We start from the raw sequence: 14,193 nt of genomic DNA, 5'->3' as shown, positions 1-14,193 counted from the left end.
GTCCAGATTACGGCGAAGTGTGAGCTAGAACTCGAGGCTGCGACGGCCTTCGAAGGCGCGACCCAGGGTGACCTCGTCGGCGTACTCGAGGTCCCCGCCCACGGGGAGTCCGCTCGCCAACCGGGTCACTTTCAGGCCCATCGGTTTGACCAGCCGCGCCAGGTAGGTCGCGGTGGCCTCCCCTTCCAGGTTGGGGTCGGTCGCCAGGATGAGCTCCGTCACGTGGCCGTCGGCCAGTCGCGTCATGAGCTCCTTGACCCGCAGGTCGTCGGGGCCGACACCCTCGATGGGGCTGATGGCGCCGCCGAGGACGTGGTAGCGCCCCCGGAACTCGCGGGTCCGCTCGATGGCGACGACGTCCTTGGACTCCTCGACCACGCAGATGACCGCGGTGTCGCGGCGCGCGTCACGGCAGATCCGGCACTGCTCGTCCTCGGCGACGTTGCCGCACACCGAGCAGAAGCGAACCTTCTCCTTGACCTCGACGAGCGCGTTCACCAGGCGCTTGACGTCCGCGTGCTCCGCGGACAGCAGGTGGAAGGCGATGCGTTGCGCGCTTTTCGGACCGACGCCGGGCAGTCGCCCCAGCTCGTCGATCAGATTCTGCACCGCGCCTTCGTACATCGCCTACCCGTCGGTCCGGACCCTTTGATCGGGAGGTCCGTCGTCCCTGCTCCCACCGTATCGGGAGCGACGACCTCTCGCGCACGCCGAGGCCGCCGTCCGCCGATGCGCCCGCCGGCGGCCCGGCCACTGGTGGCTGGACCGGGGCGCCGCGCGGGACCGTCTGTTCTCGGAGGGGCTAGAAGCCGGGGAGTCCCGGCATCCCGCCACCGCCGGGCATGCCGGGCATGCCGCCGCCGCCCAGTCCTTCGGCGAGCGGGCCCATCTTCTCCTGCTGGAGCCGCTCGACCTGGGCCTCTGCGTCGCGGATGGCCGCCAGGACCAGGTCCGCCACGGTCTGCGCCGTCTCCTCGGCGTCACTGGGGTCGACCGCCTTGGGGTCGACGGTGATGTCCTCGACCTGCCCGCGCCCGCTCAGCTTGACCTTGACCAGGCCGCCGCCCGAGGTGCCTTCGACCTCCGCCTCGTCCAGGGCCTCCTGGGCCTCCACGAGCTGCTGCTGCATCTGCTGGGCCTGCTGGAGCAGGGCCTGCATGTCCATTCCGCCAGGGTTCACGGCCGTCTCCTCGCCGCACTCTTGGTGCCGGCTCTCGCTTGTCGTGTCGCTCTGCTTGTGAGCGTAACCGCTCACCGGCGGTCCGGGTCGAGGAGCGGACCCGTGGAGTTCTGCGGCCGGAGGTCGTCCGTTGAGGGTGGTAGCCCTCACCTCGCGGTACGCGCCCCCAGGGCGGTGGTGGGCGACGGGCGGGAGTTCTGCGGCCGGAGGCCGTCCGTTGAGGGTGGTAGCCCTCACCTCGCGGTACGCGCCCCCAGGGCGGTGGTGGGCGACGGGCGGGCCCTGTCGATCACCTCGTCGAGGGCGGCCAGGCTGCGCTCCAGCTGGCCGATGGAGGCGGCGATGCGCGTGCGCTCCTCACACAGGTTGTCGAGGAGGTCCGGCGCGGGGTCACCGCGCTCCTGGGCGTAGATGCAGGGCAGGAGTTCGTAGATGGTGGCGCTGCTGAGCCCGGCGGCGAACAGGCACTGGATGCGGTCGACGCGCTCCAGCGCGAGCGGGCTGTACTCGCGGTGTCCGCCCGTCGTGCGGGTGGAGGCCAGCAGGCCCTGCTCCTCGTAGTAGCGCAGCGAACGAGGACTGACGCCCGTGCGCCGGGAGAGCTCGCCGATCCGCATGCCCGCTCCTGAAAGTGATGTGCGACACAATTCCTTGAAACTGACATCCATGTCAGATTCTAGCCTGGGCACATGACGACGACAAGCGCCGAGAGCGCCGCCCCGAACACCCCCGCCGACGCCTCCGGCCTCCTCCTCACCCCGTACGCACTGCCCTCCCTGACCCTGCCCAACCGGGTCGTGATGGCGCCCATGACGCGCATGCGCGCCGACCGGAACGCCGTCCCCACCCCGCTCATGGCGACCTACTACGCCCAGCGCGCCGGCGCCGGGCTCATCGTCTCCGAGGGCGTCTCCCCCAGCGTGACCGGACAGCAGTACCTCACCCAGCCCGGCCTGTACACGGACGAGCAGGTCGACGCCTGGCGGCAGGTCACCGACGCCGTCCACGAGGCGGGTGGGCGCATGTTCGCCCAGATCATGCACGCGGGACGCAACGCCCACCCGGCCAACCGCCACGACGGCGGGGTTCCGCTGGCGCCGTCGGCCGTGTCCCGGACCGATCTGGTGCACACCCTCGACGGCAAGGTCGCACCGGTCGCACCCCGCGCGATGACCCGTGCCGAGGTGCGCGCCGCCGTGGCCGAGCACGCCGACGCCGCCGCCGCGGCGGTCCGCGCCGGGTTCGACGGCGTCGAGATCCACGGCGCCAACAGCTACCTGCCGCACCAGTTCCTCGCCGACAACACCAACCTGCGCACCGACGAGTACGGCGGCGGGCCCACCGGCCGGATCCGGTTCGCGGTGGAGGTCGTCGAGGCGGTGGCCGACGCCGTCGGGGCCGAGCGCGTGGGCCTGCGGATCGCACCCGGCAACCCGGAGTTCGAGATGGTCGAGCGTGACCCCGCCCCCGTCTACCGGGCGCTGCTCGCCGCGATCGACCCCTTCGGCCTGGCCTACCTCCACGTCACCGACGACCCCGTCTACCCGGCCCTGGACGACCTGCGCCCGCGCTGGAGCGGGACGCTCGTCGGCAACACCGGTGAGCACGAGGAGACCACGCCGCGGAGCGCCGCCCGGCTGGTCGCGGACGGCCGAGCCGACCTGGTCTCGGTGGGCCGCCCCTTCATCGCCAACCCCGACGCGGTGGAGCGCGTCGCCGCCGGAATCGCCTGGGAACCGATCAGGGAGAAGGACTTCCACTACACCTCGGGCCCCCGGGGATACGTCGACTACCCTCGGAGTGACGGGACACCGACCCTCCCGGCAGGTGCTTCCACCAGCGAAAAGAACAAAGAGTAGGGCTAATATCACTGTCGGTTGAAAAGGTGTCCCACTGGGCACAACCGTCCCGGTGAGGGCCCGCGGGCCCCACTGCAGTCACCGACAGTCACGGGGGACCACGTGTTGACCGCCAGAGAACGCCACTCGGCACTGATCGAGGCGATGATCGCGGACGGCACGCTGACCGACGCCGCGCTCATCGACGCCTTCCGCTCGGTCCCCCGACACGCGTTCATCCCCGAGTCCGGCGCCCTGACCGCTCAGGGCGCCGCGCTGAACGCGACCGGCAACCCCGAGCGCTGGCTGGCGGCCGTGTACACCGACAACGCCGTCGCCACCCGTGTCGAGGACCCCGGGCCCGCACGGCGGGCGGATCCCGCCCCTCGCCAGGGCATGCCCGCGCCGAGGGCGCCCGAACGCGACCCCGACGCGGCCACGTCGTGCAGTTCCGCGCCCACCGTCCTGGCCCGCCTCCTGGACCTTGCCGACCTGGCCCCCGGGCAGGAGGTCCTGGAGGTCGGCGCCGGCACAGGATGGAACACCGCCCTGCTCGCGCACCTGCTGGGGGACGACGCCGTCACGTCCGTGGAGATCGACCCGCGGTTGGCGGAGGCCGCGCGCCGCGCGTTGCGGAACTGGCGGCACACGCCCGCCGTCCACGCGGCCGACGGCTACGAGGGGTACCCGCCCGGCGCCCCCTATGACCGGATCCTGTCCACCTGCGGCGTGCGCCGGGTGCCGCCCGCCTGGCTCGAACAGGTCCGGCCGAACGGGCTGGTGGTGTGCCCGTGGGGGCTTCTGGAGGGGGCGGGCGTCCTGACCAGGGTCGAGGTACCTCCGACCGGGACCGCGGTGGGCCGCTTCCACGCGGGTGTGGGATTCCTGCCGCTGCGGGTCCCCGGCCCGCCGTACCCGCCGGTCCGGGACTCGGGGCAGCAGCCCGACGAGTACCGCCTCACCCAGACCGATCCGGTGGCGCCGCTGATGTCCTTCCCGTCGGCGTTCGCGCTGTCGGTGATGGTGGGCGACTGGCGGGTCCGACGGCGCTGGATCGGCACGGGGTCCGGCATGTGGGTGTGCGACCACGCCGGGACGTCGTGGGTCCGTGTCTACCCCTACGGCACGTCGTGGATGATCGAGCAGGGCGGACCGAGGAGTATCTGGGACGAGTTCGAGGAGGCCCTGGAGGAGTGGTCCCGGCTGGGCGAGCCGGAGCCGGGCCGCTTCGGCCTGGTGGTGGAGCCCGACGGCTCGCACCGGGTGTGGCTGGACGAGCCCGAGCGCAGGTCCTGGCCGGTGTGAACGCCGTCGGCCCCCGCCCGTGCGGGCGGGGGCCGACGCGGAGGGGTCATTCCCGACCCTTTCCGTCCTCTCCCTGACCGGGTTCGGCGGAGCTGTTCTTCTCACGGAGCTTGCGCAGGAGTTCCTGCTTGCGCTCACGGGCCTCGTCGCTGGGGCCGCCCTTGGTTCCGCCGCTGGTACCGCGCAGGGCGGATCGGGAGACCGTGTTGCGCTGCCCGCCCATGCCCAGAAGGTTGTCGCTGTTCCTGGCCACGCGGACCTCCTCTCGCTGACAAGACGAATCGTCTCGCGTCAATGGGTACTGAGATGAGTCTATCCGTGCCAAGACGATACGTCTCGTCATTTTTCGGCCGCTACCGTGGAACGCATGGCAGAGAGCACCGCACCCGGCAGTACGCCGACCCGTCGAGCCCCCGACCCCCGGCGCCGGAGCGAGCGCGCGCGCACGGCGATCCTCGACGCCGCGTCCGCCCTGATGGGCGAGGTCGGATTCGCGAAGATGACGATGGAGGGCATCGCCGCCCGGGCCGGCGTCGGCAAGCAGACCATCTACCGGTGGTGGCCGTCCAAGGCCGCCGTGGTGCTCGACGTGTTCCAGCGGGAGGCGGGCGGCGAGCCGGAGCCCCTGCCCGACACCGGCGACCTGGCCGCCGACCTGCGCACCGTGCTGCGCGCCACCGTGGACGAGTACAACACTCCCGAGACGGACCGGATCAGCCGGGCGTTCACCGCCGAGGTCCAGCACGACGAGGACTTCGCCCGGATGGTCACGGAGGACCTGCTGCGCCCCCACATGAGGGCCTACCGGGATCGGCTGCGGAGCGCGCGCGAGGCCGGGGAGATCTCCCCGGAGGCCGACCTCGACGTCGCGGTGGAACTGCTCACGGGTCCGCTGCACCACCGGTGGCTGCTGCGCACCGCGCCGCTCACCCACGACTACGTCGACGTGCTCGTCGACATGGCGCTGCGCGCCCTGCGCCCCTGAGCGAGCGGACCACCGAGCGAGCGGGCGCCCGGCCCCGGAGGCCCCGGGGTTGCGCCCCTCCTCCGGGACGCGCTCCGCGTCAGACGTCGGGGGCCTCGTGCGTGATCTCCTCGATCACGCGCCCGCCCAGCTCCGACTCGATGAGCGAGGGCCCGCCCGACGCGGCGGCGGGGCGTGCAGGGGAACCCCCGGACGCGCTGGGACGCGCCGCGGCCGCCGACGGCTCGGAGCGCCGTCCGGGCTCGGGATCCGGCCGCCGCTCGGGGGCGGCGGGCCGGGACGGCGCGTCCTGGGTTTCGGGCGGAGAGAACTCCGGCGGCGGTGCGGCCGCGGCGTCCTCGTAGGGGTCGGGCGGCGGTTCCGTCAGTCCGGTCACGATGCGGTCCGCGGGCGGACCGGCCGCCGGCGGGGGAGCCTGGGCGGGGGCGGGCTCGCCCGCGGGCGCCGGGCGCGGAGCCGGTTCCGGAGCGGCGGCGCGCTCGGCCGCGGGCGCGGGAGGCGGTTCCGGGGCGGCCTGGGGCGCGGGCGCGGGAGGCGGTTCCGGGGCGGCCTGGGGCGCGGGCGCGGCGGGGGTGTCCCAGCCGGTGGGTTCGGCGGGCCGCGCGGCGGGCTCGGGCCGGCGCGCGGGGGCGCCGCCTCCGTTCCCGCCGTTGCCTCCGGAGGGGGCCACGCGGACCTCCACGCCGAGGACCTGCTGGATCGCGGCGGCGACGACCTGGTCGCTGCCGCTGTTGGTGAAGCCCTTGGCCTCGTTGGGCCGCGAGAAGCCCAGCAGGACCGCGTTGCCCTCGAGGCCGACCGGTCGTACGTCGCTGCCGGAGAGCACCATCCAGGTGAAGCGGCGCCGACCCTTGACGGCCTCCAGGATCTGGCTCCACGCCGACTGGATCCGGCCGAGGTCCAGGGCACCGTTCGAGGGGGCGGCCTGGGGCTGGGCGGCGGCACGCGACGACGGTTCCGCGGCGCGGGAGCGGGGCGGGTCCGACCATCCGGCGGGCTCACCGGACGCCTCGGGCCGGGGCCCCGGAGCCGGATCGGTCCGGGGCCGCGCGGGAGCCGGTTCCGGTCGCTCGGGGGCCGGTGCGGCGGGCACGGCGGACGCCGGAGCAGGGGTCTGCTCGCGCGGGTCCTCGGAGGGAGCGGGCCCGGAGTCGACCGCCGCGACGGCGGGAGCGGCGAGAGCGGCGGGAGCGGCGGGAGCGGGAGCCGCGGGAGCGGGAGCCGCGGGAGCGGGAGCCGCGGGCTGGGCCGCGGGCGCGATCGCGCCGGAGGCGATACGGCGCTCCATCTGCTCCAGGCGCGCCAGCAGCGCGACACCCTGGTCGCCGTCGGTACCCGGCAGCAGGATGCGCGAGCACATCAGTTCCAGCAGGAGCCGTGGCGCCGTCGCGCCGCGCATCTCGGTCAGCCCCTGGTTGAGGATGTCCGCCGCCCGTGTGAGCTCGGCGGGGCCCATCCGGGAGGCCTGCTGCTTCATCTGCTCCGCCGCCTCGGAGGCGACGTTGATCAGGCCCTTGTCCAGGGCGTCGGGCACGGCCGCGAGGATGACCAGGTCGCGGACGCGCTCCAGGAGGTCGGTGGTGAAGCGGCGGGGGTCGTGGCCGCCCTCGACCACGCGGTCGATGAGGCCGAACACGGCGGCGCCGTCCCGGGCGCCCAGGGCGTCGACCATCGCGCCGAGCAGGCTGGAGTCGGTGTAGCCGAGCAGCGAGACGGCGCCCTCGCGTGTGATGCCGTCCTCCCCCGAGCCGGCGATGAGCTGGTCCAGGACCGACAGCCCGTCACGCGCGGACCCGGCTCCGGCGCGCACCACGAGCGGCAGCGCGGCGGGGTCGTAGGCGATCCCCTCCTCCTTGAGGAGGTCCTCGAACAGGTCCTTGAGCGTGCTCGGCGGGATGAGCCGGAAGGGGTAGTGGTGGGTCCGCGAACGGATCGTGCCGATGACCTTCTCGGGCTCGGTGGTGGCGAACACGAACTTCAGGTGCGGCGGCGGCTCCTCGACGAGTTTGAGCAGCGCGTTGAAACCCTCGCGGGTCACCATGTGCGCCTCGTCGATGATGTAGATCTTGTACCGGGAGGCGACCGGCGAGAAGAACGCGCGTTCGCGCAGGTCGCGGGCGTCGTCCACACCACCGTGGGACGCGGCGTCGATCTCGATGACGTCGATGCTGCCGCCGCCGTCGGGGGCCAGGGCGACACAGGAGTCGCAGACGCCGCAGGGGTCCGGAGTGGGGCCCTCGGCGCAGTTCAGCGACCGGGCGAGGATGCGCGCGCTCGTCGTCTTGCCGCAGCCGCGCGGGCCGCTGAAGAGGTAGGCGTGGTTGATCCGGCCGCTGCGCAGCGCCTGGCGCAGCGGGTCGGTCACGTGTTCCTGACCGCGCACCTCACCGAATGTCGCGGGCCGGTACTTGCGGTACAGCGCGATGCTCACGGTGTGATCACTCCCCTGGTCCCTGCCACAGGTCCATTCAACCCTCAAGCAGCGACAGCTCGCGCCGGATCCTGCGAACGGGAGGGGTCGGAGAAACGAGAAGGACCCCCCGCGCACCCGCCAGAGCCTACTTATCCTTGCTGCCTTCCGGCCCTGGGGAGGTTCATAGGATGACGCCGCACGAGGGGTCTGCCCCGAGTGTATCCGAACCCCCGACTGCTCGGGCAACCCAGCGGCCCCCGCTTCCCACGACATCCCTTTCCATCGCGAACCTGGCGAATCCCGTCCATGATGGGCGCCATGTACGACTTCCACGACGCCACAGACCACTCCCCCGCGCGCCGGGCGTTCATCGTGGACACCCTGGAGTCCGCCTTCGCCGACCTGATGTCGAGCGACCCGTCCGCCTTCCGCGTGAAGTTCCGCAAGATGGCGGCCAACCCGTTCGCCTTCTACCGGGGCAGCGCCGCGCTGTTCTACGCCGACGTCGCCGGCATGCCCGACCCGTGGTCCGACGAGCGCACCTCGCGTGTGTGGATCCAGGGCGACCTGCACGCGGAGAACTTCGGCACGTACATGGACTCGACCGGCCGGCTGGTCTTCGACGTCAACGACTTCGACGAGGCCTACCTCGGCCACTTCACCTGGGACGTGCTGCGCCTGGCCGCCAGCATCGCCCTGCTCGGCTGGCAGAAGGCCCTGTCCGACGACGATATCGGCGGCCTCGTGGCGCGCTGCGTGCGCTCCTACGCCGACCAGGTCCGCCGGTTCGCGACCGAGGGCGGCGACTCCGAGTTCTCCCTCAAGCTGGACAACACCGACGGCACCGTGCACGACGTGCTCCAGAACGCGCGGCTCAACAGCCGCGCCGCGATGCTCACGTCCATGACGGAGCGCCACGGGTACGACCGCCGGTTCCGCGAGGGGCCGCGGGTGCGCCGCCTGTCCGACGAGGAGCGCGACAAGGTCCTGGCCGCCTACGAGGGCTACCTGAACACCATCCCCGACGACCTGCGGTTCGACGCCCGCAACTACTCCGTCAAGGACGTGGTCGGCAGCGGCGGCTTCGGTATCGGCTCCGCGGGCCTGCCCGCCTACAGCCTGCTCATTGAGGGCCTGTCCGAGGCCTGGGACAACGACGTCGTCCTGTCGGTCAAGCAGGGCAACGTGGCCGCGCCGTCCCGGGTGGTGACCGACCAGCACATCATGGCGTCCTTCGAGCACCACGGGCACCGCACCGCGGTCTCCCAGCGCGCGCTGCAGGCCCACGCGGACCCGCTGCTGGGCCACACGGAGATCGACGGCACCGGCTTCGTGGTCAGCGAGGTCTCGCCGTACACCAACGACCTCGACTGGAACCGGCTCACAGAGCCCTCCGAGATCGCCCCCGTCCTGGACTACCTGGGCCGCGCGACCGCCAAGGCGCACTGCGTGTCCGACTCGCACGCGGACTCCACCCTGGTGGACTGGGAGATCGAGGAGGCCGTCCTGGCGGTGCTCGACGGCCGCGAGGACGAGTTCGTCACCTGGTGCACGGACTTCGCGCACGCCTACGCCTCCCAGACCAGGGCGGACCACTCGCTGTTCGTGGACGCCTTCCGCAACAACGCCATCCGCGGCGTCCGGTCCAGCCGCGCCTGAGGCCCCCGCGCCCCTCCGCGAGGACCCGGAGGAACCTGTTCGGACCACCCCCTGACGGCATGTAGAGTTGTGCGCGGAGGATTCGCCTAGTGGCCTAGGGCGCACGCTTGGAAAGCGTGTTGGGAGCAATCCCTCAGGGGTTCGAATCCCCTATCCTCCGCCACGGCTAGCAGCCGAAACGTCGGCCCGGAGCGCACAGCGCCCCGGGCCTTCGTCGTTCCTAGTCTCAGTTTTAGTCTCAGTTGGCCTCTGCGGAGCCGTCTTCCGCCTCCTGGGGAGACTCCCAGATCAGTCCTCCGACGCGGTCTGCAACGTCCGTGCGGACCTCGCCCACCACGTGCTGGTAGCGCTTGGCCATCGAGGATGACGACCAGCCCATGATCCCCATGACGGCGCGCTCAGGCACTCCCAGGATGAGCAGCACCGTGGCGGCGGTGTGCCGAGCGTCGTGCAACCGTGCCTCCCGCAGTCCGGCCTCTCGAAGCAGGGCCTTCCACTCGTGGTGGTCGGTGTTGGGGCTCAGCGGCCGGCCGAACTCGTCGGCGAACACCCAACCTCCCTCCTCCCAGAGGTCTCCGGCGGCGTCCCGCTCCCGCTCCTGGGTGGCCCGGTGTTCCCGCAGAAGTGCGGCCAGCGGCCCCGGAAGACCGATAGGACGCCTTCCCGCGGTCGACTTGGTGTCCTTGGTCAGCGGGTTCGTGCGGACCTTCTCCGGGCAGAATCCCGGCTTGCGTCCGCACGTGTCCCCACACCCGTGCGCGTACTTCGGCCGAAGCAGGTTCCGACGCACCCGCAGGCCACCGGAAACCAGGTCGACGTCTGGCCAGCGCAGTCCCAACGCCTCTCCCTGCCGGAGTCCGAGAGCCAGCGCAACAGCCCAGCGCGCGCCGTTGCGCCGGTCGGTCGCCAGCTTCATGAGGCGCCGGACCTCACTCACGGCGTAGGGCTCCACTCCCTCCTCCGTGAGCTTCGGCGGCTTGGCCAGCAGCACCGGATTCTTCGCCAGGTGGCCGCGTCGCACTGCCTCGTTGAGAGCGGCCCGAATGGTGCGGTGGGCGTGGTGGGCGGTCGCGGGCTTGCTGCCGTTCGCCTGCATCTTGGCGTAGAAGCGTTCCAGGTGTTCGGGCTGGAGTTTGTCCAGCCAGTGACCGCCGAGTCCGGGGATGAGGTGAACGCGGACGTCCACGCGGTAGCCGGAATAGGTGTACTCGCTCACGGAGGCCGCGGCGATGTTCTCCAGCCAGTGTGTGAGCCAGTCGGCGACCCGCCACCGTTGTCCGGCCTTGGGCACGCTTCCCTTCTCCCGCTTGCGCTCCAGCTCCCGAACGGCCTTGGTGATGTCCTTCCGGGTCTTGCGCATCACGTGGCGCCGGTCCGGCTTGCCGTCGTCCTTGACTCCCACGGTCACGCGCCCGTGCCAGTAGCCGTCCTTTCCGAGGTAGATGGATGAGGCTCCGTTGGGTTGCCGACTGCGCTTGGAGTTGTCCGTCATGTGTTCCGCTCCTGAGAAGTCCGGAGCGGGGCCGCGCCGACGCGGCCCCGCGAGGGGGTCACGCCGCGCGGTCGTGGGCGCTCTCGGAGAGCAGCAGGTCCACGTACTCGTCAAGGGCGACGGCGGGCACCAGGCGGGAGGTGCCGATCTTGACGGAGCGCAGGCGCCCGAGCCGGATCTGCTCGAAGGCGCGGGTGCGGCCGATACCGAGCAGTGCGGCGGCTTCCTCGACTCGCAGGAGCTTCTTCTGAGTGGTCATGGGCAGTGCTTCCTTTCTTGGAGTGCGGTCCCGGCTGGTTGCGTGGCGGCTATGCGCCGGGGCCGCTGATCTGCGGGTGAACCTGGTAGGCGGGTGAGGGCGGACGTCCTCCCTTCGGGTTCCGTGGTGGTGGGGGTTCCATCGCGATCCAGCCGTAGCCCTCCAGCAGTTCCAGGGAAGGCAGGACGTCGGCGACCTTGGGGAAGGTCCCGCGCGGCAAGCCGGAGAACGCCTCGCGCACGGTGAACCGGGCGGGCTTCTTACGGGTGATCCAGTCCAGGACCAGGCGGGCGCGTTCCATCTCCGGATCGGCGCCCATGTGGTCGAAGGCCGCTTCGGCATGGACGGTGAAGTACTCACCGATCCGGATCGCCGCGGCCATGGTCTCCGCGCTGATGGGGAGCCGGTAGCCGTCCACCGGGTTGTCGGCCAGATGCAGCAGAGCGGCAATGCGCACGATCGCCCCGACCGACTTCCCTGCCCAGTCGGACATGTGCCCCAGATCCCCGGTGCGCGGGTGAAGCCGCGGCTCCAGCGCGCGGGCGTAGTCCAGACGCAGAGCATCGGCCTTGGGCGCGAGTTGGAGCACCTGGGGGTCGGTCCAGTCGAACAGGTGCACCACCATGCGGGTCAGCCGCTCGGTGTAAGTCGCAGCCACGTGCTCGGGGATCGGTTCGGGCTCCTGGTTGCGGGTCCCGATGTTGGACTCGGGCAGCGCGTACAGGAACCGTCCGAGCAGCCCTTTTCCGCGGAACCCGGGGCCGGTGGCGATCTCCCGGATGACGTCCGGCTGAACCGACAACCCCAGGGTGAGAATGGCGCTGTCGACGTGCTCTGCGCGCTCCTTGCGGTTCACCCGCAGCATGTCCCCAGCGTGCCCCTTCAGGAACAGGTCGAAGTTCGGGGTGCCGGAGTAGCGGCCCGCGAGGATCTGAAAGATGCCGCCTTCCGCGCTCAACACGGCCAACCTGCCGCCCTGTTCGGCCAGGATCGTGGCCGCGCTCTCGGGGGTGGCGTCGTCCACGAACAGTTGGGGCAGGGCCGGAACGGTGATGTCCTCGATCGCGGCAGCGGCGTCGGTGGCATCGGCCACCGCGTCCGGAGCGCCCCGAGAACTGATCGCCTTGGCCTTCGCCTTCTCCGCCACCCCAGCGGCCACCGAACGCGCTAGTTCGGCTTCCACAATCTGTGGACGGACGCGTTCGGCCAGTTCCTTCTCCACGGCCAGGATCGGCGCGGTGATCGCGCGGAACACGGCACTCTTACGGCTGGCCGGTGGCAAGGCAACCACGGTGAACAGGTTCACCGGTTCGGTGTAGGTGCCGCGCACCTGAACGATCGCGCGCCCGCCGGCAGCGGTGGACAGGGCGGCCAGGACGATGCATCCGGCAGCGTCCACCGGGGTCTGGGTTTCCTCGGCCAGTGCCAGGACGAACGCGCGGATCCACTCGGGCAGGCACTCGGCAGGGAAGGTCGGGAGCTTGCCGCGGGTCCCGAGCGGAGTGGGTGACTCCCACTCCGGCTCGGTCCCGTGGGCGTCGTGAACGGCGCTCACGCGGCGGCTCCCCGCGGGCGCCGAATCCCGGCTTGTAGGCCGCTGCGCACGGTCGCCTCGCACTCGGTGTGGTCCAACCCGATGCGCTCTCCGGCGGCCGTCAGGGCGTCTTCGGCCAGGTGCTTGGGGAGCATGCCCGCACCGACCAGGGTGCCCACGGCGAACGCGGCCTTGTTCAAGGTGTGGTTACGGCTGCCCTCACGAGCGGAGAGCACGCGGTCGACCTCACCCCGCAGGGCCCGGGTGACGTAGGTGGCCGCGCCGGGATGGGAGGCCAGCATGGAGTGCACCTGTCCCGAGGTCAGCGGGCGCCGGCGTGCGGGCTCCAGCAGCGTGGCCAGCCACTCGGGCAGCGACGCCACGGGCGCGGGGTTGGTCACGGTGTAGGGGCCGCGCCCGTCGACATCGGCCACGTACGATCCGGGGCCGACGACGTACCCGCCCGTGGCGCGGGTGTCGATCAGCCACCCCAACCGGCCCGAGGTGTTGCGGTAGGCCGCACCGTCCGGGGCCGCGTAGTACAGGTGGGTCCCGCCCCGGCGGGTGGTGACGGTGAACGTGTCCAGGAAGCCGGTGTCACCGTCTGCGTGCTTCTCAGCCAGCGCGGCGAGCACGTCAGCGCCGTTGGCGATGCCGGGCAGTGCCCACTCCGGCGGGGGCGTCTCGCCGTCCTTGGGGGTGTCCAGGTCGACCACCACCAAGCCCGAGGGTCCGCACGCGATAGCGAGGTTGTGGGCGGGGTGGGCTCCCCAGTGGGCAGTGATGGCGTTCTGGTCGGTGGTGGCGTGCCGCTCCCAGTCGGTGAAGGTGCGCACCGGCCGCTTGGCGCGGGTGCGCAGCGGAAAGACGTGCCACCCGCGGAGGGCGGCTGCGAGGGCGTAGGGCAGGACGTTGGTCGGGGTCATGCCGCGGCCTCCAGCTCCCACGATTCGGGCGTGCCACCCTCGTGGCAGGCCGGGCACTCACCGAGGGACGTGGGGATGACGTAGACGAACACGCGAGTGCAGGTCGGGCAGGTGCGGCGGGCGCGCATCGCCGCGGCCAGGGAACGGGCCTTGGCCGCGGTGACCGGCTGCTTCGGCAGGGCCTCACTAATCCGGTACAGAGCAGCGGTGCGGACGCCGTTCTTGGCGCGCCGGGAGCGCCACATCAGTTGAGCCACGGGCTCGCTGGTACCGGGTCGCAGGCCCATGGCGGCGAGCTGCTTACGGGTGGCCATGTCGTCGTCGGCCAGCCATGCCGTGCCCCATGGGTAGGTGGGCAGTCCGTGCAGGGAGCCGTCGGGGTCGAGGAAGCGGAGGTTGGTCACGACGTGACCTCCGCGCGGGCGTGCTGCATCATGGGAGTGCTCCTCGCAGTGATGTGTGGAGTGCTTCCTTGGGAGCGCGGTCCCGGTGGGTTGCTTGGCGGCTATGCACCGGGGCCGCTTTTTCGTGCGTTCGCAGGGTGCCGACGACGGGACTGAAACCCGACATCGTGACTGGTCACCTGGGGTTTTGAGTGATGT

14 protein-coding genes, 1 tRNA gene and 1 other RNA gene are annotated in these 14,193 nt (G+C 71.6%); 5 read left to right on the top strand and 11 right to left on the bottom strand.

Annotation, left to right across the window (positions count from 1 at the left end; genetic code table 11):
- Positions 1-24: 24 nt before the first annotated feature.
- The 3 genes from recR to M1P99_RS11700 form a co-directional block, all read right to left on the bottom strand.
- Positions 25-624, bottom strand: coding sequence for a recombination mediator RecR (gene recR / locus M1P99_RS11710; RefSeq protein ID WP_304452673.1), 600 nt, complete (start codon positions 622-624; stop codon positions 25-27).
- Positions 625-802: 178 nt separating this feature from the next.
- Entirely contained in the window at positions 803-1,165 is a 363-nt protein-coding gene (locus M1P99_RS11705; protein ID WP_053619857.1) for a YbaB/EbfC family nucleoid-associated protein, read from the bottom strand.
- Between the two features lie 248 nt (positions 1,166-1,413).
- On the bottom strand, positions 1,414-1,797 hold the full coding sequence (locus M1P99_RS11700; RefSeq protein ID WP_304452672.1) for a MerR family transcriptional regulator: 384 nt from the start codon (positions 1,795-1,797) through the stop codon (positions 1,414-1,416).
- 72 nt (positions 1,798-1,869) lie between these two features.
- Between M1P99_RS11700 and M1P99_RS11695 the strand changes: the two genes are divergently transcribed.
- Together M1P99_RS11695 and M1P99_RS11690 are read left to right on the top strand one after the other, a co-directional pair.
- A complete protein-coding gene (locus tag M1P99_RS11695; RefSeq protein WP_304452671.1) occupies positions 1,870-3,039 on the top strand; it encodes an alkene reductase in 1,170 nt (389 codons plus the stop codon).
- A gap of 105 nt (positions 3,040-3,144) precedes the next feature.
- On the top strand, positions 3,145-4,323 hold the full coding sequence (locus M1P99_RS11690; RefSeq protein WP_304452670.1) for an rRNA adenine N-6-methyltransferase family protein: 1,179 nt from the start codon (positions 3,145-3,147) through the stop codon (positions 4,321-4,323).
- Positions 4,324-4,369: 46 nt separating this feature from the next.
- On the opposite strand, the gene M1P99_RS11685 is transcribed toward M1P99_RS11690, so the two are convergent.
- Positions 4,370-4,576, bottom strand: a complete 207-nt coding sequence (locus tag M1P99_RS11685) for a DUF6243 family protein (protein ID WP_304452669.1) — start codon at positions 4,574-4,576, stop codon at positions 4,370-4,372.
- A gap of 114 nt (positions 4,577-4,690) precedes the next feature.
- On the opposite strand from M1P99_RS11685, the gene M1P99_RS11680 reads away from it, so the two are divergent.
- Positions 4,691-5,308: a TetR/AcrR family transcriptional regulator gene (locus M1P99_RS11680; protein WP_304452668.1), complete on the top strand. Its 618-nt coding sequence runs from the start codon at positions 4,691-4,693 to the stop codon at positions 5,306-5,308.
- 79 nt (positions 5,309-5,387) lie between these two features.
- Here the strand turns inward: M1P99_RS11680 and M1P99_RS11675 are convergent, their stop codons facing one another.
- Positions 5,388-7,739 carry a DNA polymerase III subunit gamma and tau gene (locus tag M1P99_RS11675; protein ID WP_304452667.1) on the bottom strand — a complete coding sequence of 784 codons (2,352 nt, stop codon included), beginning with the start codon at positions 7,737-7,739 and terminating at the stop codon, positions 5,388-5,390.
- 97 nt (positions 7,740-7,836) lie between these two features.
- Positions 7,837-7,932, bottom strand: an RNA gene (gene ffs / locus M1P99_RS11670) — signal recognition particle sRNA small type.
- Between the two features lie 107 nt (positions 7,933-8,039).
- Between ffs and M1P99_RS11665 the strand changes: the two genes are divergently transcribed.
- Complete coding sequence (locus M1P99_RS11665) at positions 8,040-9,380, top strand: DUF2252 domain-containing protein (protein ID WP_304452666.1); 1,341 nt, start codon at positions 8,040-8,042, stop codon at positions 9,378-9,380.
- Positions 9,381-9,455: 75 nt separating this feature from the next.
- Positions 9,456-9,543, top strand: a tRNA-Ser gene (locus M1P99_RS11660).
- 75 nt (positions 9,544-9,618) lie between these two features.
- Here the strand turns inward: M1P99_RS11660 and M1P99_RS11655 are convergent.
- From M1P99_RS11655 to M1P99_RS11635, 5 genes are read right to left on the bottom strand one after another with little or no spacing between them, the layout of a single operon-like run.
- A complete protein-coding gene (locus M1P99_RS11655; protein WP_304452665.1) occupies positions 9,619-10,872 on the bottom strand; it encodes a site-specific integrase in 1,254 nt (417 codons plus the stop codon).
- Positions 10,873-10,930: 58 nt separating this feature from the next.
- Positions 10,931-11,131, bottom strand: a complete 201-nt coding sequence (locus tag M1P99_RS11650; RefSeq protein ID WP_121181709.1) for a helix-turn-helix domain-containing protein — start codon at positions 11,129-11,131, stop codon at positions 10,931-10,933.
- A 49-nt stretch (positions 11,132-11,180) separates the two neighbouring features.
- Positions 11,181-12,686: a YfjI family protein gene (locus M1P99_RS11645; protein WP_304452664.1), complete on the bottom strand. Its 1,506-nt coding sequence runs from the start codon at positions 12,684-12,686 to the stop codon at positions 11,181-11,183.
- A complete protein-coding gene (locus tag M1P99_RS11640; protein WP_304452663.1) occupies positions 12,683-13,591 on the bottom strand; it encodes a bifunctional DNA primase/polymerase in 909 nt (302 codons plus the stop codon). The genes M1P99_RS11645 and M1P99_RS11640 overlap by 4 nt, the downstream gene beginning before the upstream one ends.
- A complete protein-coding gene (locus tag M1P99_RS11635; protein ID WP_304452662.1) occupies positions 13,588-13,995 on the bottom strand; it encodes an RRQRL motif-containing zinc-binding protein in 408 nt (135 codons plus the stop codon). Before M1P99_RS11635 ends, M1P99_RS11640 begins: the two co-directional genes overlap by 4 nt.
- Between the last annotated feature and the right edge of the window lie 198 nt (positions 13,996-14,193).

It is taken from the genome of Nocardiopsis sp. YSL2 (assembly GCF_030555055.1).
Lineage (GTDB): Bacteria > Actinomycetota > Actinomycetes > Streptosporangiales > Streptosporangiaceae > Nocardiopsis.
Note: the sequence above shows the minus strand (reverse complement) of the source record. Positions and strands in the feature narration are given on the sequence as shown.

What these genes read in the sequence shown, in the direction of transcription:
- M1P99_RS11655 (WP_304452665.1), bottom strand. Translation starts at nt 10,872, where the DNA reads ATGACGGACAACTCCAAGCGCAGTCGGCAACCCAACGGAGCCTCATCC.
- M1P99_RS11695 (WP_304452671.1), top strand. Translation starts at nt 1,870, where the DNA reads ATGACGACGACAAGCGCCGAGAGCGCCGCCCCGAACACCCCCGCCGAC.
- M1P99_RS11640 (WP_304452663.1), bottom strand. Translation starts at nt 13,591, where the DNA reads ATGACCCCGACCAACGTCCTGCCCTACGCCCTCGCAGCCGCCCTCCGC.
- M1P99_RS11680 (WP_304452668.1), top strand. Translation starts at nt 4,691, where the DNA reads ATGGCAGAGAGCACCGCACCCGGCAGTACGCCGACCCGTCGAGCCCCC.
- M1P99_RS11665 (WP_304452666.1), top strand. Translation starts at nt 8,040, where the DNA reads ATGTACGACTTCCACGACGCCACAGACCACTCCCCCGCGCGCCGGGCG.
- M1P99_RS11700 (WP_304452672.1), bottom strand. Translation starts at nt 1,797, where the DNA reads ATGCGGATCGGCGAGCTCTCCCGGCGCACGGGCGTCAGTCCTCGTTCG.
- M1P99_RS11650 (WP_121181709.1), bottom strand. Translation starts at nt 11,131, where the DNA reads ATGACCACTCAGAAGAAGCTCCTGCGAGTCGAGGAAGCCGCCGCACTG.
- recR (WP_304452673.1), bottom strand. Translation starts at nt 624, where the DNA reads ATGTACGAAGGCGCGGTGCAGAATCTGATCGACGAGCTGGGGCGACTG.
- M1P99_RS11705 (WP_053619857.1), bottom strand. Translation starts at nt 1,165, where the DNA reads ATGGACATGCAGGCCCTGCTCCAGCAGGCCCAGCAGATGCAGCAGCAG.